15 protein-coding genes and 1 tRNA gene are annotated in these 21399 nt (G+C 60.9%); 12 read left to right on the forward strand and 4 right to left on the reverse strand.

Annotated elements, in window-relative coordinates; genetic code table 11:
- Positions 1–57: 57 nt before the first annotated feature.
- The 7 genes from OOZ52_RS02195 (at position 58) to trxA (ending at position 11378) form a co-directional block, all read left to right on the forward strand.
- Positions 58–2397 carry a PAS domain-containing sensor histidine kinase gene (locus OOZ52_RS02195; RefSeq protein WP_274696840.1) on the forward strand — a complete coding sequence of 780 codons (2340 nt, stop codon included), beginning with the start codon at positions 58–60 and terminating at the stop codon, positions 2395–2397.
- Positions 2394–2831 carry a tRNA (adenosine(37)-N6)-threonylcarbamoyltransferase complex ATPase subunit type 1 TsaE gene (gene tsaE, locus OOZ52_RS02200; protein WP_274697218.1) on the forward strand — a complete coding sequence of 146 codons (438 nt, stop codon included), beginning with the start codon at positions 2394–2396 and terminating at the stop codon, positions 2829–2831. The genes OOZ52_RS02195 and tsaE overlap by 4 nt, the downstream gene beginning before the upstream one ends.
- Positions 2828–3820 (forward strand): aminoglycoside phosphotransferase family protein, encoded by a 993-nt coding sequence (locus tag OOZ52_RS02205; protein WP_274696841.1) that lies wholly within the window; start codon positions 2828–2830, stop codon positions 3818–3820. The genes tsaE and OOZ52_RS02205 overlap by 4 nt, the downstream gene beginning before the upstream one ends.
- Positions 3817–4533 carry a nucleotidyltransferase family protein gene (locus OOZ52_RS02210; protein WP_274696842.1) on the forward strand — a complete coding sequence of 239 codons (717 nt, stop codon included), beginning with the start codon at positions 3817–3819 and terminating at the stop codon, positions 4531–4533. The genes OOZ52_RS02205 and OOZ52_RS02210 overlap by 4 nt, the downstream gene beginning before the upstream one ends.
- On the forward strand, positions 4526–7501 hold the full coding sequence (locus OOZ52_RS02215) for a PD-(D/E)XK nuclease family protein (RefSeq protein WP_274696843.1): 2976 nt from the start codon (positions 4526–4528) through the stop codon (positions 7499–7501). Before OOZ52_RS02210 ends, OOZ52_RS02215 begins: the two co-directional genes overlap by 8 nt.
- The gene (gene addA / locus OOZ52_RS02220; RefSeq protein ID WP_274696844.1) at positions 7498–10965 is read left to right on the forward strand and encodes a double-strand break repair helicase AddA; all 3468 of its coding nucleotides are present in this window, start codon (positions 7498–7500) and stop codon (positions 10963–10965) included. The genes OOZ52_RS02215 and addA overlap by 4 nt, the downstream gene beginning before the upstream one ends.
- A 92-nt stretch (positions 10966–11057) precedes the next feature.
- Entirely contained in the window at positions 11058–11378 is a 321-nt protein-coding gene (trxA, locus tag OOZ52_RS02225) for a thioredoxin (RefSeq protein WP_274696845.1), read from the forward strand.
- 4 nt (positions 11379–11382) lie between these two features.
- On the opposite strand, the gene OOZ52_RS02230 is transcribed toward trxA, so the two are convergent.
- Together OOZ52_RS02230 and argJ are read right to left on the reverse strand one after the other, a co-directional pair.
- The gene (locus OOZ52_RS02230) at positions 11383–12192 is read right to left on the reverse strand and encodes an inositol monophosphatase family protein (protein WP_274696846.1); all 810 of its coding nucleotides are present in this window, start codon (positions 12190–12192) and stop codon (positions 11383–11385) included.
- On the reverse strand, positions 12189–13415 hold the full coding sequence (argJ, locus tag OOZ52_RS02235; protein WP_274696847.1) for a bifunctional glutamate N-acetyltransferase/amino-acid acetyltransferase ArgJ: 1227 nt from the start codon (positions 13413–13415) through the stop codon (positions 12189–12191). Before argJ ends, OOZ52_RS02230 begins: the two co-directional genes overlap by 4 nt.
- Positions 13416–13522: 107 nt before the next feature.
- Here argJ and OOZ52_RS02240 point away from each other — a divergent pair, with 107 nt between their 5' ends.
- The 4 genes from OOZ52_RS02240 to OOZ52_RS02255 all read left to right on the forward strand — a co-directional run bounded on the left by OOZ52_RS02240 (position 13523) and on the right by OOZ52_RS02255 (position 19461).
- Positions 13523–13786 carry a hypothetical protein gene (locus tag OOZ52_RS02240; protein ID WP_274696848.1) on the forward strand — a complete coding sequence of 88 codons (264 nt, stop codon included), beginning with the start codon at positions 13523–13525 and terminating at the stop codon, positions 13784–13786.
- A gap of 86 nt (positions 13787–13872) precedes the next feature.
- Entirely contained in the window at positions 13873–16677 is a 2805-nt protein-coding gene (secA, locus tag OOZ52_RS02245; protein WP_274696849.1) for a preprotein translocase subunit SecA, read from the forward strand.
- 81 nt (positions 16678–16758) lie between these two features.
- Complete coding sequence (locus tag OOZ52_RS02250; protein WP_274696850.1) at positions 16759–17466, forward strand: hypothetical protein; 708 nt, start codon at positions 16759–16761, stop codon at positions 17464–17466.
- Positions 17467–17628: 162 nt separating this feature from the next.
- Positions 17629–19461 (forward strand): sialate O-acetylesterase, encoded by a 1833-nt coding sequence (locus tag OOZ52_RS02255; RefSeq protein WP_274696851.1) that lies wholly within the window; start codon positions 17629–17631, stop codon positions 19459–19461.
- A gap of 88 nt (positions 19462–19549) precedes the next feature.
- Here OOZ52_RS02255 and OOZ52_RS02260 read toward each other — a convergent pair.
- Positions 19550–19624 (reverse strand) — tRNA-Asn (locus tag OOZ52_RS02260).
- 96 nt (positions 19625–19720) lie between these two features.
- A complete protein-coding gene (locus tag OOZ52_RS02265; RefSeq protein WP_274696852.1) occupies positions 19721–20491 on the reverse strand; it encodes an NAD kinase in 771 nt (256 codons plus the stop codon).
- An 89-nt stretch (positions 20492–20580) separates the two neighbouring features.
- On the opposite strand from OOZ52_RS02265, the gene OOZ52_RS02270 reads away from it, so the two are divergent.
- Positions 20581–21399: an EAL domain-containing protein gene (locus tag OOZ52_RS02270; protein WP_274696853.1), complete on the forward strand. Its 819-nt coding sequence runs from the start codon at positions 20581–20583 to the stop codon at positions 21397–21399.

Raw genomic sequence — 21399 nt, forward strand, 5'->3', positions numbered from 1 at the left:
GCGTAGCTTCGCTTCTGCCGTTGCATCGAAGCCCCGCGTCACATAGCTGGAAAAGCGATGGAACTTTCGCCTTCCGCACTGGCACTGCTCGGCCTGCTTCTGGCTGCATGGACGGCGACGGCCGTGTGGTTGGTGGTCAGCTCGCTCCAGCGGTCGCGCGCGGCCAAGCAGAGCCGGATCACGGTGCGTCGCCTGACGCGGATGATCGACGATTCTCCGGCGATACCGCTGCTGGTGAAAGCGGACGGGAAAATAGAGGGTCCGGACAGGCTCGCCGCATGGCTTGGCCTTGATGCGCTTCCGGGCTTCCTGAGTGAGCTGGCCGACAGCGAGGGCGGTCTTTCCGAAGGTGATCTCGAACAATTGCGTGAAGCCGTGCGCCGGACGCAGAAAACCGCTGCACCGTTCCGCATGGTCATAACGCCGCGGAAGTCGGAAAAGAGCCTCGCGTTGCGCGGCCAACTCGCCAATGCTTCGATTGCCAGCGGCGGTGCTGCGCTGATCTGGTGGTTCGATTTCTCCGAAAGCCAGGGAGAGCTTTCGCACCTGCGTGCCGAAACTGCACGCGCGCGCAATGACTTTGCGGCGCTTGTAGGGCTGATCGAAGCGGCTCCTATGCCGATGTGGTTCCGCGGGAACGATCTGCGATTGCAACTCGTCAACTCCGCCTATGTGGATGCAGTCGGTGCGAAGAACGCAGCAGAGGTTGTCGACAAGCAGGTAGAACTGATCGAGCGTGTTGACGGGCTCGATGCGGCGCAGATCGCCAAACAGGCCAAGGATCAGGATCGCCCCGTCGAACGCATCGTGCAGGCAACAGTCGGCAGCCAAAGGCGGACCCTGCGGGTCAGTGATCTACCGCTCGGTGTGGAGGGCGTTGCCGGATACGCCATCGACATCGAAGAGCTTGAGGAGCAGGGCCGTTCGTTCCGCGCTTTCCAGGCTGCGCAGCGCAGCATGCTCGATCAGCTCTCGGTCGGCGTGGCGCAGTTTGATGAGGATCGCCGCCTCACGTTCGCCAATCAGCCGTTCCAGCGGATTTTCGAACTTCCATCGTCTGTGGCAATCGAGCCCCCGCGGTTCGAGCGTTTTCTCGATATGGCGCGCGACAGATCGCGTCTGCCCGAAGTTCGAGATTTCCCCGAATGGCGGACCGAACTGGCGAGCTGGTTCGTGGCCGATGCGCCCGAAGAAGACCAGTGGACGCTGCCCGATGGCACGCACCTGCGCATCGTGGCCCAGCCTATGCCCGATGGCGGACTGGTGATGGTGGCTGAAGACCGCTCCGAACAGCTCGCCCTTTCCGCCACGCGCGATACGTTGCTGCGGACGCGGACTGCGACTTTCGATTCACTGTTCGAATCGTTGGCCGTGTTTGCGCCGGACGGACGGATGCAGCTGTGGAACCGCAGTTTCCCGGCGATCTGGGGTCTTCCGGAAGAGTTTTTTGATGAGCATCCGCATGTCGACCAATTGCTCGACCGGATTTCGAACCGACTTGCTCGCCCCGCACAGCGCAAGGCCATCGGTGAAGTGGTTATGGCGGCGACGCTGGACCGGAGAGAAAAAGGCGGCCGCGTCGTGCTGTCGGATGGTCGCACTCTCGAATTCGCAGGCGTTCCGCTGCCCGATGGCAATGGCCTGCTGACCGTAATGGACGTGACCGATTCGACGAAGGCGGAACAAGCTCTGCGTGAACGCGCGACCGCGCTGGAAGAGGCGGATGCGGTAAAGACGCGTTTCCTCGCCAACATGTCCTATGAATTCCGCACTCCGCTCACATCCATCGGCGGGTTTGCAGAGCTGCTGCAATCGGGTGTGGCGGGTGACTTGTCCGATCAGGGCAAGGAATATGTCCACGCGATCCTTGCCTCGGTGGAGCGGCTTTCCACCCAGATCGAAAGCGTGCTCGACCTCACGCAGAGCGAGGCAGGGCTTCTGCCCATTGCGCGCGAAGACGTCGACCTGTTCGAATTTACCACCCATCAGGTGCGGAGCCGGGAAGAGGCGATTGACGCCAAGAACATCACGCTCGATTTGCGCGGAGACAAGGGCGCGGGTTCGGTGAAGGCGGATCGCCGTCAGCTGGGCCGTGCGATTGGCAACCTATTGGATAACGCCATTGCGGCGACACCGCAGGACGGACGAATTCTCGTTGCTCTGTCGCGTCGCAAGTCGGGCGCGCGTATTGTAATTTCGGACAATGGCGAGGGGATGAAGCCCAGCGAACTCGCGCGGGCAATGGATGGCTATCGCCTCAAGGGCAAGGACGGGAACGATGGCAAGCGCGGCCTTGGCTTGCCGCTCGCCAGGCAATTGATCGAGGCGCATGGCGGGAGGCTGGAAGTCCAGTCCGAAAAGGGCGCGGGGACAACCGCAACGGTGCTGCTCCCCTGATGATCGATTTGCCAGACCTGGAAGCCATGCATGGCTTTGGCGGACGCATTGCGGAGCAGTTGCGCGTTGGCGATGTAGTGGCGCTTTCCGGAGGGCTGGGTACTGGTAAGACGACGCTGTCACGCGCGATCCTTCAGGCGCTCGGCCATCAGGGCGAAGTGCCTTCACCAACCTTCACCATTATCGAAATGTACGACCATCTCGATCCGCCTGCCGTGCATGCGGACTTCTACCGACTCGAAGACCCGTCAGAGGTAGAGCAGCTGGGGCTGGACGACTACCGCGAGGGCGCCGTGCTGCTCGCTGAATGGCCCGATCATGCGGGCGGATTCGCGCATGAGGCGGGGTGCCTGCAAATCACGCTCGAAATCAGTGGGAAGGGTCGTAAGGCGATTGTCGAAGGCGGTGCCGATTGGCTAGGGCGAATGCCATGAGCGAATTTCCCGACGGCATGCACCAGTTCCTCGCTTCGGCAGGTTGGGACGATGCGCAAATCCACGCAATTCCCGGCGATGCGAGCTTTCGTCGTTACTTCCGTTTGAACCGCGACAGCGGCGAAAGCGCGATGTTGATGTACGCACCGCCGCCGGAGGAGGACCCGAAACCCTTCCTTCATGTTGCCAGGTGGCTTTCGGACAATGATATGCGCGCTCCTGCCATCTTTTCCGAAGATGCAGCGCAAGGCTGGGTGCTGACCGAGGATTTCGGTGATGACCGGATGAAGGAATGGATCGAGGCCAATCCTACGTGCGAGGTGGGCGCCTATGCATCCGCGATTGACGCGATCGGTCAGCTGCACCGCCGTGCACCGGGGCCTTTTCCCGCCTATGACATAGCGGTGTACCAGCGGGAGGCGGGCCTACTTACCGAGTGGTTCTGTCCCGCAGCAAATCTCGACGTGGACGCAGCGAGTTTCCGCGCGGCCTGGGATGCTGTCCTGGCACCCGTGCTTGCAGAACAGCAGCCGGGCGTGACCGTTCTGCGGGATTATCACGCGGAAAACATCATGATGCTCGACCCTGACGGGGAAGGGCAGGGCGAGCAAGGCATTATCGACTTTCAGGATGCGCTGGTTGGCCATCCCGCCTACGATCTTGTGTCATTGTTACAGGACGCGCGGCGCGATGTTTCGCCCGAACTGGAAGCGAAGATGCTGGGCCTTTACGAGGCCGAGATGCAGCCGGACTGGGATGTCGCAGCAAGCTACGCCGTCCTTGGCGCTCAGCGAAATGCCAAGATCGTCGGCATCTTCACCCGGCTATGGAAGCGCGACGGTAAGCCGCGCTATCTCGGTATGATCCCGCGCGTCTGGGAGGCGATGGAGCGTGACTTGCAGCATCCCGCGCTCGCTCCTGTCGCACAGTGGTTCGATGCCAATATCCCGGGTGAGATACGGGAGAAGAAAGGGGCCGTGCTGGGATGAGCACTCTCGCGTCAGACACCGCGATGGTCATGGCTGCCGGGATGGGCAAGCGCATGCGCCCGCTCACCGCCACCCAGCCCAAGCCAATGGTGCGGGTTGCGGGAAAACCGCTGGTCGATCACACGCTGGACCGTCTCGCCAGTGCCGGGATCACCAAGGCGGTCGTCAATGTCCACTACCTTGCCGAAAGCATTGAAGCGCACCTGAAGTCGAGCAAAGTGCCGGCCATCACCATCTCTGACGAGCGTGAGCAGCTTCTGGAAACGGGTGGCGGTCTGGTGAAAGCGCAAGACCATCTGCCCGATCCGTTCTTCTGCCTGAATTCCGACAACATCTGGCTGGATGGCCCGAGCAATTGCTTTGCCGATCTGTCGCACTTCTGGGATGCGGAGAGGATGGACGCTCTCCTGTTGCTGGTGCCGCACAAGGGCGCACACAATTTCCGCGGCAAGGGCGATTTCCATATCGACGAGAACGGCCGGCTGAAGCGCCGTCAGTCGGGCCGGATTGCGCCCTATATTTACTCGGGTATCCAGCTGGTCGCGAAACGCCTGCTGCGTGATGCGCCGGAGGGAAAGTTCTCCACCAATGTGCTGTGGAGCCGCGCGATAGAGGAAGGGCGATTGTTCGGAATCCCCTTCACCGGGCAATGGTTCGAGGTCGGCACACCCGAAGCCATCGCGCCCACCGAAGCCGCGTTGCGGGATGTCTGAGCGGCCCGGTCTCAAGGTCTATTCCATCGCCGCCCATCGCGGCTTTGCCGATGCTCTGGTTGCCGGATTGGTGCCGCGATATGCCGAGGAGCATTTCGGCCTCGCACGGCTGACACTGCTCCTGCCAAGCGCCCGTGCCGCGCGGACCATGTCTGAAGCCTTTGTACGCCATGCCGGAGAGACAGGCAGCAAGGGCCTGCTGATGCCGCGCATGGTTATGGTCGGCGATCTCGATCTGGATGAGTCGCTGGGCCCGTTGTTCGATTCGCTGGGTGCGGGCGCATCAATCTCCCCTGCTGCCGATCCCACCCGCAGATGGCTCCGCCTCGCCCAGCTGATCCGCGAGGTTCAGGGAGACAGGGCTCCGAAAGGCAGCGCGCTGCTGCGTCTGGCGTTTGAAACGGGTCAGGTGATGGACCGCCTGCTGGTCGAAGAGATCGCGCCCGAGGCCCTGCTGTCCGAGCAGGTGCTTTCAATTTTTGATGAAAAGCTGTCCGAACACTGGCAGTGCAATCTGGTCGATTTTGCGAAACTGCAGCAATACTGGCTCGCCGATCTTGAGGCGCGTGGCGAACTGGATGCTGCCTCGCGCCGCAACGCGCTGTTCCGAACGGCTGCCAAGCGAATGCGCGACGATCCGCCGGCAACGCCCTTCGTCGCGGCAGGTGTCACGAGCGCGGCGCCCGCCTTGGCGAAACTACTGCGGACGGTGAGCGAACTGCCCCAGGGTGCGGTGATCCTGCCCGATCTCGATCTGGCGATGGGTGCGGAAGTTTGGGAAGAGCTTGGCAGCGCTGGCGATCCAGAGGCGGAAACGCCCTTCGGCAAGGGTGATGCCGTCACCCATCCGCAATATCACCTCAAACTGTTGCTCAATCGCATGGGCGTGCGGCGTGACGAGGTCCAGCAATGGCACCGTGCAGGGCTGGGCAAGGGACCGCCGGAGCGCACGCACGCCATATCCAGCGTCTTCCTGCCACCCGAAGCGAGCAAGGCGTGGGTAGAACTGCCTGCCGAGAAGCGTCGCCTCGCTGGCGTCCGCCTGATTGAAAGCGCCAATCCAGAAGAAGAGGCCCAGTCGGTCGCACTGCTGGTCCGAGAGGCCCTGCAAGAGTCTGGGAAACGCATCGCTGTTGTCACACCCGATCGCGGGCTGGCCGGGCGTATCACCCAGCATTTGCGGCGTTGGAACATTGCGGCCGACGATTCTGCTGGTCGTCCCCTATCGCAGACCGCTGCGGGGCGCGTGCTGTTGCTGCTTGCCGAGGTTGCGGCGGATAAGGCAGCTCCGGTGCCGCTGATTGCTCTGCTGCAGCATCCGTTGGCCGGCGATGGGGAAGGGCGTGCGGACTGGCTCGAGGCCGCGCGGAAGCTCGAATACAAGATGCGCGGACCACGCAGCGAACCGGGTCTTGCGCCACTGCGCGCGCTCGCTGCTGAGACCGACATCGCGGAATGGTTCGCCAAGGTTGAGGACATTCTCTCGCCTTTGCTGGAAGAGGTAGAGACGCGCGGCCTGGCTGAATGGCTCGACCTGCTGGCCGAGGCCGGAGAGGCGCTTTGCAGTGACAGTGTATGGGCACGTGAGGATGGTCGAGCACTTTCCGCGTTCGTTGAGGAATTGCGGCAGCAGGCACGCGAAGTTCCAGTAGAGCTGGAGGCGGGAGACCTTCCGCTGGCGTTGCGTGATGCGATGGATCGGGTGGCGGTGCGCCCACCCTATGGCGGCCATCCGCGCGTGACGATCTACGGCCTGCTCGAAGCGCGCATGACCCGCGCTGATCTGGTGATCTGCGCCGGGCTTAACGAAGGCACCTGGCCGCCAACGCCTTCGGTCGATCCGCTGCTCGCACCCGCTGTGCTGCGCGCGCTGGGCGTTCCAGGTTCGGATTTCCGCATCGGCCTTGCTGCTCATGACTTGGCCGGAGCATTGGGCGCGCCCGAGGTGGTCCTCAGCCGTGCCCGGCGCGAGAGCTCGGGCCCTGCGATTGCTTCACGCTTCCTGCTGCGGATCAAGGCGCTGTTGGGAGAGGAATTGACCAAGGCCGCGACTGACACGACGACCACCAATCTTGCGCGGGCGATCGATGAGGGGCGCGGGTTCGACCAAACTCCGCATCCGCAACCAAAGCCCATGCCCGATGCGGCGCAGCGTCAGCAGGCAATCAGCGTCACCAATCTCGACCGGCTGCGATCCGATCCGTACGAATTCTACGCCAAGAAGATCATGCGTCTCGCTGAACTGGAGAAGCTCGATGCCGAGCCGGGCGCAGCATGGCAGGGATCGCTCGCGCACAAGATTCTGGAAGACTGGCACGAGCGCGAGGGTTCGCTTGAGGAACTGGCGGATAAGCACCTCGCCCAGCTTTCCGCGCATCCGTTGCTGCGCGCATTGTGGCAACCGCGATTGCTGAAGGCGCTCGAATGGGTCGAGCTGGAACTAGCTGCTCAGCCCGGACGCGAACCACTCAAGTGGGAGAAGAAGGGCAGCATTGAGGTCAAAGGCATCACCATTCACGGTGTGGCCGACCGTATTGATCGCCTGCCCGATGGTTCGCTCGCGGTGGTTGATTACAAGACGGGTTCCCCGCCCACGGGGAAACAGGTTGAGAACGGCTATGCGTTGCAACTGGGCACAATTGGCCTGATCCTGCGCGATGGCGCGTTCGATGGTGTCTCTGGCCTCGCCACTGGCTTTGAGTATTGGTCGCTGGGTAAGAATACCGATAGCCCTACCGGATTCGGATATGTGGTCACACCGCTGCTGACCGGAGCCAAACGCACAGGCATCCCGCCCGAGGAATTCCTTCCGCGTGCGGAGACCATGCTCCACGATGCACTCGACACGTGGATACTCGGCGATGAACCCTTCACCGCGCGGCCCAATCCCGATGCGCCGGGATACAACACCTATGACCACCTGATGCGGCTTGCCGAATGGCAGGGGCGTGAGGAGGACAAGGCGTGAGCGGCAAGGTCTTCGAGCTCAAGGACAACCAGCGCAAGGCAGTCGCACCCGATGACAGCGTGTGGCTGTCCGCCAGCGCGGGCACGGGCAAGACGCAGGTTCTCTCTGCGCGCGTGCTGCGGCTGCTGCTGACGGACGGCGTGCGGCCTGAAAACATTCTTTGTCTCACCTTCACCAAGGCTGGCGCTGCCGAAATGGCGGAACGCGTGAACGAAGTGCTTGCCAACTGGGTGCGCATGCCCGGAGAGGCTTTGGCGAAGCAGCTTGGTTTTATCGGCGCGGATATGGATCAGGACACGGTGGCGCGCGCGCGATCGCTGTTCGCCAGCGTGCTCGATTGCCCTGGTGGCGGCCTGCGCATCAACACGATCCACGCGTTCTCGCAATGGCTGCTCAGCGCCTTTCCCAACGAAGCGGAACTGATCCCCGGTACAAAGGCGATGGAAGACCGCGACCGCGACCTGCTAGCCGACCGTGTGCTGCGTGAATTGCTGGTAGAATGGCAGGATAGCGATCCGGCTGCGGTGGCGGCGCTTGAGGAGCTCTCTGTTCGCCTCGGGCCCGACCGAGCGCGCGGCTGGCTGATGCGCTGTGCGGGCGCGCACAAGGCGTGGTTTGGCAAGGGCGCATGGCAGCCGCCAATGGAAGGCCGTGTGCGGCAATTGCTGGGGGTCGCGCCAGACGCCGATGCTGCAATGCTTTGCAAGGCGTGCGCGGATGGTACTCCGCTGCTTGAAGCGGTGCGGCAGGTGATGTGGGCCTATGACGAGTGGGGAGCGGGAAGCGGGCAAAAATTCGCTGCGCAGATCGGTGACTGGCTGCTCGGTTCTCCGGAAGAACGGTTTGGCAGCGCAGCCGACCTTCTCGGGCAGCTCTACAACGACAAGGGGCTGCTGAAATACCAGTCAAACCTCGAGAAAAAGGTCGATGGTGCGGCGGCCATTGCCGAGAATGCACGGGCCCAGCTGCAGAGCGTGGCCGAGCAGGCGACGCTGCTCGAATTGGCAGCCGTGCTTACGCCCGCGCTTGAAGTCGGTTACAAGTTCGCGATTGCCTGGGCGGAGGTCAAGAAACGCGAAGGGTTTGTCGATTTCGACGACCTAATCGCCAAGGCTGCAGAGCTGCTCAAGGACAAGGACCAGTCCGACTGGATACGTTACAAGCTGGACCGCGAATTCGACCATATCCTGGTGGATGAGGCGCAGGACACCAACCAGCAGCAATGGGACATCGTCGATGCGCTGGCGGATGATTTCTTCTCTGGTCTGGGTCAACGCGGGGACCGGCAGCGAACGGTCTTTGTGGTCGGTGATTACAAACAGGCAATTTTCGGGTTTCAGGGCACAAGCCCGCAGAACTTCGCCCAAGCCCAGCGGCGCTATGCCGAGCTTCTGCATGCACGGCGTGAACAGGCGGAGAAGGCGCGAGCCAATATCACTGCGCGGGATTTGCAGGACCTCGATCTCGACCGGTCCTATCGTACCTCGCAGCCGGTGCTCGACTTTGTCGATTCTGTCATCGAGGCGATTGGATATGATAATATCGGCCTCAAGAAGAAGCCCGAGCGGCACGAAGGCGATGATCGCGCTGGCCTTGTCACCCTCTGGAAGCCCGTTCCCGCGGAAGAAGAGGATGAAGGCGAGGGCGGCGACGATGGAGCCGAACACCGCGTCTCGCCGTCCGAGCGACGCATGGCCGACAAGATTGCCGAGCAGGTGAAGCTCTGGCTCGACAAGGGTTTCGCGCTTGAAAAGGGTGAGCGTCGCAACGCTAAGCCCGGCGATATCATGATCCTTGTACGTAAGCGCGGCGAGCTGGTGAACCCCATCGTTGCTCGTCTGCATGCTGCCGGGGTCCCTGTTGCGGGCGTCGACCGACTGCGTTTGGGCGCACCGCTGGCCGTGCAAGACCTGATGGCCGCGCTGCGCTTTGCCGCGCAGCCGCACGATGACCTGTCGCTTGCTGCACTGCTTGTTTCACCGATCTTCGGCTGGTCGCAGGAGCAGTTGCTCGAACACGGCTATCGGCCCGCGAAAACCCCGCTGTGGGAGCACTTGCGCAAGAGCACGCATGCTGACGTCATGGCGGCGACGGACATGCTCAAAGGCTTGTTGGCCATTGCCGATTACGAGCCACCGCAAGCCATGCTGCACTGGATGCTGGTGGGGCCGTGGCAGGCGCGCGGAAAGCTGGTCGCACGGCTCGGGCAAGAAGCGAACGATCCGATTGATGAGCTGCTCGGTGCGGCCTTGCAGTTCTCCGCGGCGCATACACCCAGCTTGCAGGGTTTCATCCGCTGGTTCGACGTTGGCGATGGCGAGCTTAAGCGCGAGGCAGAAGGCAGCGGCGGACTTGTCCGGGTGATGACCGTGCACGGCTCCAAAGGCTTGCAGGCTCCCATCGTCATTCTGGCCGACGCATGCAGCGATCCGGACGCTTCACGCGCCTCTGCGCTCGATCTGGAAGAGGAAGTGCTGGGCGAACGCACAGGGCGCGATATCCCGATCCTTCCACTGTCTAAGTCCAACAAGGTCGGCCCGATTTCGGAAGCCGAGGAGAAAGCAGCTGCGGAAGAACGCGAGGAGCACTGGCGTTTGCTCTACGTCGCAATGACTCGTGCGGAGGAGGCGCTGTTTATCGGCGGTGCGCTCAACAAACGCAGCAAGAAGGGGCCCAAACCTGACAGCTGGTACGCGAGAGTGGAACCACTGTTTGGCGACGAATGGGTGGAAGACTCGATCTGGGGCGCGCGGGCTGAGCTTGGCGTTGCCGCGAAGCCGGTTTTGAGCGCCGAGCAGGGTGCTAGGAAGGCGAGGGTGGAGATTCCAACGTGGGCCTCTACTTCGATAGGCCCCGAGCCGAGGCCACCGCGCCCCTTGGCACCATCTTCTGCCGCTGACGAACTGGGTGCCGACCCTCCGCTACCGGCAGCACAGGCTGCCGTTGCCGGGCGCAGGGGCGTGCTGATCCATTCGCTGCTGGAGCGTTTGCCCGATACCCCGTCCGAAATGCGCGAGGCCGGGGGCAGGGCTTGGCTCGAACGCCACGGGCCGGACCTGTCGACAGAAGAGCGCGAGGAAATGCTCTCCCGCGCCATAGCGGTTCTCGATGCGCCCGAGTGGCGCGAACTGTTTGGCCCTGATGCTCTGGCTGAGGTTCCGCTCGCCGCGGTGGTTGGTGATCAGGTGATCGCGGGGACGGCGGACCGGCTGCTCGTCACTGAAACCCGCGTGCTGGTGGCGGACTTTAAGACCGCCCGCCGTCCGCCACGTTCGCTGGAAGATATTCCGCGCACTACGCTGGTCCAAATGGCGTCTTACGTCTCCGCTTTGGAAGTGATCTATCCGGGGCGCACCATCGAGGCAGCCGTGCTCTACACGCAGGTGCCGCAGCTCATCGCGATTCCCGCCGATGTGCTCGCCAGTAACCGACCGGGGCTGAAAGACGAACCCGGCGGGGGATAAACAAAAGCTATCGTGCGTTATCCATTGCGAAAGCGCACTGCATGCCCAGATTGGGTGCAACGCATGAATACAAGACTTCAGGAGAAGCCATAATGGCCACAATCAACGTAACCGATGATAGCTTCCAGGCCGATGTGCTGGATGCCGACAAGCCCGTGCTGGTCGATTTCTGGGCCGACTGGTGCGGCCCGTGCAAGATGATCGCTCCGGCACTGGAAGAGCTGTCTGACGAGCTGGCTGACAAGGTCACCATCGCCAAGATGGACATCATGGAAAATCCCGATGTTCCCGGCAAGATGGGCGTTCAGTCGATCCCGTTCCTCGTCGTGTTCAAGAATGGTGAGCCCGTGGCCCAGCAGATGGGTGCGGCACCCAAGAACGCACTGAAGGACTGGCTCGAGCAGCACGTTTGACGCGCTAGAGCGCGTTGAGGCGCTCCACCATATCATCGTAAAGTTGAGGGCTGGCGGCACCGACCAGCCCTTTTCTTTGCCATTCGTCCACGCGGTAGGGTGACCCGTCGAGCCGCGCGGCCTTGCCGCCAGCTTCGTTGAGCCACAGCACGCCTGCGGCATGGTCCCATGCCAGCGTGCGCTCGAAGATCGATACGTCGTTCGTGCCCAGAGCGAGTCGCGGATATTGCTCGGCGGCGCAGTATGGGATGTCGGTGAGGCGATAGTGCGGGCAGATATGCTCTTTCACCGCTTCGCGCTGCGCATCGTCCATGAAAATGAGCGAGATGGCGGCGACTGGTGGGGTTTCGCCGGTTGGCACAGCGGTGACCTTCTCGGTCCCGATAAATGCGCCTTTGCCCTTGTGCGCGACGCAGAAGCGGCCTGTCAGGCAGTCGTAGATCCACCCGGTATGCGCTTCTCCGCCCGAGGCCATGGCGATGAGCACGCCGAACGGCGGTTCCCCGCTGGCAAAGTTGCGCGTTCCGTCGAGCGGATCGACGATCCAGCAGTCGCCTTTGAGACCTTCGAGCACCTGAGGGTCCGCGTGCGCAGCTTCTTCTCCCACGAATGCGAGGCCAGGGATGATTGCGTCGAGCCCTTCGCGCAACATTTCCTCGGCTTCGCGGTCTGCCACGGTGACAGGATCATCGCCGCCTTTGTCCTCGATTTCACCCGCAGTCAGATTGCGAAAGCGCGGGAGGATTGCGGATTCGCTGACCTTGCGCATCAGAGTTTCGACCGCGTTATGGAAGGCGAGGATGTCGTGGCTCATGAGCGATAGTCCGCATTGATCGAGATGTATCCGTGGGTCAGATCACACGTCCAGACTGTGGCACGACCTGTGCCGATGCCAAGATCGACGGTGATGTCGATATCCTGACCTTCGAGGTGCTTGGCAACTGGTCCCTCGTCATAGTCTTCAACAGGCAGCCCGTTCTTCGCCGCCCAGTGTCCGCCGAATGCGATGGATAGGGTGTCCCGATCCGCCGGTTCGCCCGCTTTGCCGACAGCCATCACAACGCGGCCCCAATTGGCATCGCCGCCTGCAATGGCGGTTTTGACGAGCGGTGAATTCGCAATGGCGAGACCCACGCGGCGCGCGCTGTCGTCGCTATCTGCTCCGGTCACAGTTACGCCGATAAATTTGCTCGCGCCTTCGCCGTCCCGCACGACAAGGTGAGCGAGCTGTCGGCAGACGTCTTCCAGCGCGGCCATGAAGGCATCGGCGCCAGGGTCATCGAAAGAGGTGAGGGACGCGTTACCTGCCTTGCCTGTCGCGAAGGCCAACACGGTGTCGCTCGTTGAAGTGTCGCTATCGACGGTGATGCAGCTGTAGGTGCACTTGTTGGCAGCTGACAGGCACTGCTGCAGGAATTCCGGACTCACCGCCGCATCGGTGAAAATGTAGCCGAGCATCGTTGCCATGTCGGGCGCGATCATGCCGCTGCCCTTGATGATGCCGTTGAGCGTGACCTTGGTCTCGCCAATCATGGCGGTGGCGGTTGCGCCCTTGGTGAAAGTGTCGGTGGTGCCAATCGCCGTGGCGGCATCTTCCCAACCGCATGGTTCTGCGGTCAGCACACTGGCAACGCCTTCACGCGCCCTGTCCTTGGGCAGCGGCACACCGATCACACCGGTCGAGGAAACGAGCACCTCTGCGGCTTCGCAGCCTAGATGCCCCGCCACCTGGCCCATGATCTGCTCCACCGCCTCACGCCCGCGATAGCCGGTGAAGGCGTTTGAGTTCCCGGCATTGACGATAAGCGCCCGTGCGCGGCCCGCAGCCACGCTCTCGCGCCCCAATTCGACTTCGCTCGAGCAGCAGACATTTCGCGTAAATACGCCCGCCAGCGCAGTACCCGCGGCCAGTTCGGCATAGGTCAGGTCCGCGCGGTCCCAATCCTTGTATCGCGCCCGCGCCACGCGCAGTGTCACGCCATCGATGGGCGGCATGTCGGGAAACGGGCGGGCGAGCGGGGAGGTTTCAAGGTCCATGGGCGCCTCTTAAGCGGCTCTCGCAGCGCCGACAACGCGCCTTTTCACCACCTGTTCACGCATTCGCCCATAGACTTCGCAGTCATAATTGCTATCTGACAGTCATCATGCTGCGCCAATTGCTCACCCTGCTTGCCGTTATTTCGGGCCTTACGCTCGCGGCAGAGCCTGTGTCCGCTGCCGAAGGCGCGGTAGTGAGCGTTGCGAGTACGGACCAGAATACGGACTGCCAGCCCATTGTTGCCGCTCCGGCACAGTTTATCCCGGCGCGGCAGATCGGTGTTGGTTCGCCGGATCGCCCGTGCATCAATCGCCCGGTCGTTGTCTCGCCGCCTCCGGTGCAGCTTCAGGCAGACCGCGCGCGCGAATAGCGCCGCCATTCCAGCCCAGACCCCATGTTTTCCGGTCGCGCCGTGATGCGCGGCCATTTTCCATATTTTCAAATAGGTAGCCCGCTATGTGGCAAAAAATTGCCAAATCCGTTTTCGGTTCCGCCAACGACCGTTACGTCAAGTCGCTCGACAAGACTGTTGCGCGCATCAATGCTCTTGAAAGCCAGCTTGAAGACTTCTCTGACGAGGAACTGAAAGCGCAGACGCTCAAGTTCCGCAAGAAGCTGGAAGAGGGGCAGACGCTCGACGATATCCTGCCCGAAGCTTTCGCCACGGTGCGCGAAGCGTCCAAGCGTGTGATGGGCATGCGCCATTACGATGTGCAGATGGTCGGCGGTATCGTGCTTCACCGCGGTGAAATCGCCGAAATGAAGACGGGTGAGGGCAAGACCCTCGTCGCCACGCTCGCCACCTATCTCAACGCGATTGAGGGCAAAGGCGTCCACGTTGTGACGGTGAATGATTATCTCGCCCGCCGTGACGCGGAATGGATGGGGCAGCTCTACAGCTTCCTTGGCCTGACCACCGGCGTGGTTGTGCCGAACCTGCCCGAAGCCGCTCGGCGTGAGGCCTATGCGGCCGACATTACTTACGGCACCAACAACGAATTCGGTTTCGACTACCTGCGCGACAATATGAAGCAGGAGCGCCGCCAGATGGTGCAGCGTCCGTTCAACTTCAGCATCGTGGACGAGGTCGATTCCATCCTGATCGACGAGGCGCGTACGCCGCTGATCATCTCCGGCCCGACCGAGGACAAGTCCGAGCTCTACATCGCGCTGGACGAGCAGGTGAAGAAGCTCGTCAAAGATCAGGAAGCGATGGAGAAGGAAAACGGTGGTCCGTTCGAGGAAGGCGAGGGCTATTACACCAAGGACGAGAAGAGCCGGAACGTCCAGCTGACCGAAGACGGTGTAGAGGAAATGGAGCAGCGCCTGATCGCCGCTGGTCTCCTCGAAACCGACAACCTCTACGATGTCGAGAACACGCAGGTCGTCCACCACATGGATCAGGCGATGAAGGCCGTGATCATGTTCAAGAAGGACACCGACTACATCGTCAAGGACGACAAGGTCGTGATCATCGATGAATTTACCGGCCGCATGATGGATGGCCGCCGCTGGTCGAACGGCCTGCACCAGGCGGCAGAAGCCAAGGAAGGGGTGGAAATCCAGCCTGAAAACCAGACGATGGCTTCGATCACCTTCCAGAACTACTTCCGCATGTATCCCAAGCTGTCCGGCATGACCGGTACCGCATCGACCGAAGCGAGCGAGTTCTGGGACATCTACAAGCTCAACGTGGTAGAAATTCCGACCAATGTCCCCGTCCAGCGCGTGGACGAGGAAGATACGTTCTACAAAAACACGATGGACAAGTTTGCGGGTATCGCAAAAGCTATCAAGGAACACAGTGAGGCAGGCCAGCCAGTGCTGGTCGGCACGGTTTCTATCGAGAAATCAGAGCTTTTGAGCCAGTTCCTCGACAAGGAAGGGGTGAAGCACGAGGTGCTTAACGCTCGGCAGCACGAGCGCGAAGCGCACATCGTAGCACAGGCCGGCCGTATCGGTGCGGTGACCATTGCCACCAATATGGCCGGTCGTGGTACCGACATCCAACTCGGCGGTAATCTCGAATTCCGTATCGAGGACGAACTTGGCGAAATGGAAGATGGCCCGGCCAAGGATGCTGCGGTCGAAAAGCTGAAGGCCGAGGTGAAGGAAGAGAAGCAGAAGGTGCTCGAAGCTGGCGGTCTCTTCGTGCTCGGCACCGAGCGTCACGAAAGTCGCCGTATCGATAACCAGCTGCGTGGTCGCTCGGGCCGCCAAGGCGACCCCGGCCTTTCACGATTTTATCTGTGCCTGGAAGATGATCTCCTGCGCATCTTCGGCCCCGACACGCTGTTTGCCAAGATGATGCGAGCCAACTTGGAAGATGGCGAGGCGCTGGAGCCGTCGCGCTGGATGTCGAAGGCAATCGAAACTGCCCAGAAAAAGGTTGAGGCGCGCAATTACGAAATGCGTAAGCAGGTCGTACAGTACGATGACGTGATGAATGACCAGCGCAAGGTGGTTTACGAGCAGCGCGCCGAAATCATGGATTCAGAGCGTGTTGACGACGTGGTTGAAGACATGCGCCGCGATGCCATCAACGCGATGGTCGTCAACGCCTGCCCTCCGGGTTCTTACCCAGAACAGTGGGATATCGAAGGCCTGAAAGAGAAGATCGAAGACGTTCTAGCGGTCGATGCCGATATCGACGCCTGGATGCAGGAAGAACAGATCGAGCCGGAGATCTTCGAAGAGCGCCTGCTTGAGCTGTCGGAAGGCAAGATGACGGCGAAGATTGCCGAGATTCCCGAAGATGCCTGGCGACGTGTAGAGAAGAGCATCCTGCTCGAACGGCTCGATTTCCACTGGAAAGAACACCTCGCGACGCTCGATGCGCTCCGCCAGGTCGTGTTCCTGCGGGCCTATGCACAGAAGCAACCTATCAACGAGTACAAGCAGGAAGCATTCGGCCTGTTTGAAACCATGCTCGACACGCTGCGAGAAGACGTCACCAAGGTGTTGCTGACTTCGGAATTCCGTCCGGCCGCACCGCCTCCACCGCGCGACCTGCCCGACCTGCCGGACTTCATGACCGGTCATATCGATCCGCTTACAGGTGAAGACAACTCGAGTGATAATGACGGTTCCGCCGCGCAGGCGCCGCTGTTCGGGACGCTGGCCAGCTCTCCCGTAGCGTCGACCGGATCGGGCGGGGCGCAGAAGGAAGACCCGTACAAGGATATGGTGGTCAGCCGGAATGCACCATGCCCCTGCGGCTCTGGCAACAAGTACAAGCACTGCCACGGCGCCCAAGGCTGATTGGCGCAGGGCTGAACTGACGCAAGCTTTTCCTTGCCGCAGCTGGCCTACTGGTTAGCATAGGTGGCAAGGAGAGGTTCTTTGCGCATATCAGAATCACTGGTCGCCATTGTGGCGCTTGCACTCGCGGGATGTGTGTCGAACACGCCCAACGATCTCGCCAATATCCAGCCGACCGAAGAGCTGATGGCTGCGATTTACAGCCCAGCGCGTCCGGCGGAGGATGTCGCGCGCGATGATGCTCGCCTGCCGCTGGAGACGCTGACGTTTGCCGGGGTGCGGCGAGGGCAGGTGATTGCCCAGATCGCCTCGGCTGACGGTTACTACACGCGGATCCTATCGCAGGCGGTTGGTGCCGAAGGGCGTCTTTACGTGCTGCTCGATGATGACATGGACAACGCAGCCGATGCATTCGCGAACCTTGAGGCGATTGCCGGGCAGTACGGGAATGTCGAAATCATCTATGTTGACAGCATGGCTGGCAATAACGTGCCCGAGCCAGTCGATATCTTCTGGGCCGCGGAGTTTTTTCCCGCACTTACAATCGGGGACGGATCCCGCGCAGCTGCTGCATTGGCAAGCCTGAAGCCGGGCGGGGCGCTGTATATTGAAGACACCATCACCGGAAATCTGGGCGCTGCTCGCGATATTCCGGGAATGCGGCCACGATCTTTCGTGCCAGGGTTAGTCGCGGTAGGTTTCGAAGAGCCTGTCCGAAGTAATCATCTGGTTGGAGTTTACTCCGGTGAGGGCACCGGCGAAGCGTTCCTATTCAGGCGACCGGGGTAGAAACGTCCGCTGCAATCCAAAAGTTGGCAAGGTCGAGGATTGTCTTTGGAAACCAATGCGCAGCTTGACAATCGCCTTGCTGGTACGGCTATGCACACCGCAGCACGCAATGCGCAGTAACAATCGTCATCCAATGCCTGCGCCGGTTCGGAGTTAGCCTCTATGCCTCATCCCGTTTATGTTGTTGCCGGACAGAGCAACGCGGGATCGCTCGCGGTCACCGCTTCCTATGCAGCAGCGTCTCAAGCGTCTCCGGACTATACACTTTTCCATGTCCTGGAAGGTGGCGTGTCACTGTCGCCCAATCTTGAAAAACCGGATTGGTACCCTTTCGATGACGGTGATCCCAACTCGGGGGAGTTGTATCGCGAGCTTGTGGCGCAACTGACCACTGTTCTTGCCGAAACGGGTGGCTATTTCGCGGGCTTCATCTGGGTGCAGGGTGAAGCCGATACCGGCAGTTCAGCGCGCGCTGATGCATATCAGGAAAACCTGGAAGCTCTTATTGCGGGACTTCGAAGCGAATTTGGCGACACATTTCAGACCGTGATTGTACCGCTTTCGAGCTACCCCACGGTCATTCCTGACCGGCCCAACTGGTATGATGTGCGTGATGCCCATTTTGCAGTGGCTGCTGGTGACGACAACGTCGCAATCCTTGATGCAGACCTCTACGTCAGCCGTATTGAGGACCCGCAAGACGCCTATCGCGACCATATCCACTACACCTCGGAGTTCGCGGACATCCTGTTCCGTGAGGCGGTGCGGATGCTCGGCGCATCTGAATTGATGGGAGTTTCAGCACCGCAATGGGCCGTTTCGGGTCTGGTTCCGCTAATCGGTGATGAGGGCAGCGACAGCCTTCATGGCACTGTTGGTCGCGATGATTTGCGCGGTGAAGACGGCGCGGACTATCTTTACGGTTATGCAGGACCAGATCGGCTGATCGGCGGCGCCGGTAACGATTTGCTCGATGGCGGATCGGCTCAGGATCGCCTTTATGGTGGCCTTGGCGATGACACTTACCGCGTCAACACGGCACGGGACCAGATCTTCGAATTCGCCGGAGAAGGCATCGACACGGTCGAATCCAGCGGGAACTTTGCCCTGCCGGATCACGTCGAAAACCTGTTGGCAATAGAAGGTAGCGCTGGCCTGCGCCTCACGGGCAATACGCTGGGTAATTCAATTTCAGGCGCGTCCGGAAACGATTTCCTGAACGGCCTGGATGGCGACGACTATCTGCGGGGCAATGATGGCAATGATCGGCTGCTTGGCGGTGCGGGCAATGATGTGCTTGTTGGCGGGAGGGGCAGCAATATCCTTTCGGGTGGTGCCGGTAACGATCGTTATGTGGTGACTTCTGCACAGGACCAGATCAAGGAACTGTCAGGCGCAGGCATCGACATTGTCATCACCACGGTCGACTTTGTCTTGCCGCATTTCGTGGAAGTTGAAAGCCTGGTCGTGCGGTCCAATGCCGGAGATGTGGATTTGACCGGCAATAACTCCAACAACTCGCTCCGCGGTAATGACCGGGCGAACCATTTTGACGGGCGTGGTGGGGACGACTGGCTGCGCGGAGAGGGTGGGAACGACATTCTCTCGGGCGGAAGAGGTGCTGATCGGCTTGAAGGAGGCGACGGTGACGACCTGCTGCTGGACTATGACTTCGGCGGCGCGATCGACCAGCTTGATGGGGGTGCCGGCAATGATACCTTCCTTCTCAAGGGTAATGCCGAAGTCTGGGGTGGAGCCGGGGAAGACGTGTTCAGCTTCCGCTCCGGATTTGGAGAAGTCGTGATTCATGATTTCGAGGAAGGCACGGACCGGTTCGATTTCTCTCGCTATGACAAGAACATAGAGTCCTCTGATCTTGCGATTACGCAGGTTGGCGATGATGTCCGCATTGAAGTCATCGGGTTTGAAGGCGGCATCATTATTCTTGCAGATACGCAGGTGGCTGAGGTCACCTTCGATCACTTCAGCTTCTGAAGTTTTTCAAGAACTGGATTCTCGCAATCAGAGGGAACCGATTGATACGCGCGCGATTGGCGTCATTTTCCAGCGATGTAGGAAAAAATGGCTCCCCGAGTTGGATTCGAACCAACGACCAAGTGATTAACAGTCACCTACTCTACCGCTGAGCTATCGGGGAGCAGCCCGAAGGCAGAACGCGCCTATATTGGGGCAGATTCGGTTTGGCAAGGCCCGAAGTTAGCAATTGGCAAATTGCTGTGAAGAGACCTGTAATTCAGGTGATGAACTGCTCCGCCACGATCCGTTCGTCGAGCGCGTGGCCCGGATCGAACAGCAGTGTCATTTCCCTGTCGGCGGCAATCTCTACATGCACTTCGGCAATATCGCGGACTTCGCGCTGGTCTGCCACCACCGCGACCGGGCGCTTGGCCGGCTCACGCACGCGGAAGGTGACTTTGCTGGTTTCGGGAAGGATAGCTCCTGGCCAGCGGCGCGGGCGGAAGGGGCTGATCGGGGTAAGGGCGAGCATACGCGAATCGAGCGGCAGGATCGGCCCGTTCGCGGAAAGGTTATAGGCGGTCGAACCGACGGGAGTGGACAGCAGCACACCGTCACCCGCCAGCTCTCCGATGCGCACCTTTCCGTTCACCGAAATCTCGACTTTGGCGGTCTGGCGCGTTTCACGCAGCAGGCTGACTTCGTTGATGGCGCTGTGGGTGTGCCGCGCGCCGTCCTGTGTCACTGCTTCCATCCGTAAAGGCCGCACGGCCATCGCTTTCGCCGCAGCGATTCGTGACATAAGATCGCCCGCACCGTGATATCGGTTCATCAGGAAGCCGACTGTGCCGAGGTTGATCCCGAAAACCGGGATGATACGCTCGACATCGAGCATGTCGTGCAGTGCATCCAGCATCGTGCCATCGCCGCCAACCGCGACCACGGCGTCTGCCTCTTCAATCGGTACGAATGTGTGGCGCTCGCAAAGTTCCTTCGCGGCCTTACGCGCCCGGTCCGACTGCGAATAGACGATTGCCAGCCTCTCCATGGGCGCAGGTTCTATGGAGACACGTCCCGATTTGCAACGCGGCTTTTACATGACAAGACAGCAACGAGTGAAATGGGCAGAGAAGCGGCATGTCGATACCCACACAGGTTCATGAAAGGCGGCAACGCGTTGATCGCCGCCGGAGTGAGCCACATCCGATAACCGAAGACCTTGCCGATGCGATCACGGGTGACGTGGTCGAGCTGCTGTTTCAGCCGCAGTTTTGCGCCTACGAGGGCACTGTGACTGGGGCAGAGGCCTTGGTGCGGTGGGAGCATCCCGATCACGGCATGTTGTCGGGTGATGCGCTGGTGGCGATCTCACAAAGCGGCGGAATCGCGCGGCGCCTGTCCCGCCACATTGCGCGCAAGGCTTTTGCCGAGGCGCGGTTGTGGCCGGATCACCTGCGGCTGTCGCTCAATGTCACTGCAATGGATTTGTTTGATCGCACGTTTGGCGAAGAACTGCTCCAGATGCTGGGGGATAGCGGCTTTCCGGCGGAGCGCCTGACGCTGGAAATTACCGAGCAGGCATTGGTGGCAGACCTCGACCGATCGGCGGCGAAGCTGGAAAAGCTGGCCGAGCACGGCATCCGTATCGCGCTCGATGATTTCGGGGCAGGGTTCTGCAACTTTCGCTATCTCAAGGTGCTGCCACTGCATTCGCTCAAGCTCGATCGCTCCATGATAGAGGGCATCGTGCAGGATCCGCGTGACTTGGCGGTTCTGCGGGCAATTGTGGCAATGGCCCGCGCGCTGGAGCTGCAGGTGATTGCAGAGGGCATCGAGACAGAGGAACAGCGCGGCACGGTCGTGCGCGAAGGGTGCCGCATGTGGCAGGGTTTTCTGGGCGGGAAACCTGTCCCCGCCCACGAGTTCGCCAAAGGTTCGGCGTTCTCCTTCGAGTAG

This window comes from Aurantiacibacter sp. D1-12 (genome assembly GCF_028858515.1).
In the GTDB taxonomy this organism is placed as follows: domain Bacteria; phylum Pseudomonadota; class Alphaproteobacteria; order Sphingomonadales; family Sphingomonadaceae; genus Alteraurantiacibacter.

Bases quoted from the DNA above. Each gene is read 5' to 3' on its own strand.
- OOZ52_RS02195 (WP_274696840.1), top strand. From the start codon at position 58: ATGGAACTTTCGCCTTCCGCACTGGCACTGCTCGGCCTGCTTCTGGCT.
- OOZ52_RS02205 (WP_274696841.1), top strand. From the start codon at position 2,828: ATGAGCGAATTTCCCGACGGCATGCACCAGTTCCTCGCTTCGGCAGGT.
- OOZ52_RS02210 (WP_274696842.1), top strand. From the start codon at position 3,817: ATGAGCACTCTCGCGTCAGACACCGCGATGGTCATGGCTGCCGGGATG.
- OOZ52_RS02215 (WP_274696843.1), top strand. From the start codon at position 4,526: ATGTCTGAGCGGCCCGGTCTCAAGGTCTATTCCATCGCCGCCCATCGC.
- trxA (WP_274696845.1), top strand. From the start codon at position 11,058: ATGGCCACAATCAACGTAACCGATGATAGCTTCCAGGCCGATGTGCTG.
- OOZ52_RS02230 (WP_274696846.1), bottom strand. From the start codon at position 12,192: ATGAGCCACGACATCCTCGCCTTCCATAACGCGGTCGAAACTCTGATG.
- argJ (WP_274696847.1), bottom strand. From the start codon at position 13,415: ATGGACCTTGAAACCTCCCCGCTCGCCCGCCCGTTTCCCGACATGCCG.
- OOZ52_RS02240 (WP_274696848.1), top strand. From the start codon at position 13,523: ATGCTGCGCCAATTGCTCACCCTGCTTGCCGTTATTTCGGGCCTTACG.
- secA (WP_274696849.1), top strand. From the start codon at position 13,873: ATGTGGCAAAAAATTGCCAAATCCGTTTTCGGTTCCGCCAACGACCGT.
- OOZ52_RS02255 (WP_274696851.1), top strand. From the start codon at position 17,629: ATGCCTCATCCCGTTTATGTTGTTGCCGGACAGAGCAACGCGGGATCG.
- OOZ52_RS02265 (WP_274696852.1), bottom strand. From the start codon at position 20,491: ATGGAGAGGCTGGCAATCGTCTATTCGCAGTCGGACCGGGCGCGTAAG.
- OOZ52_RS02270 (WP_274696853.1), top strand. From the start codon at position 20,581: ATGTCGATACCCACACAGGTTCATGAAAGGCGGCAACGCGTTGATCGC.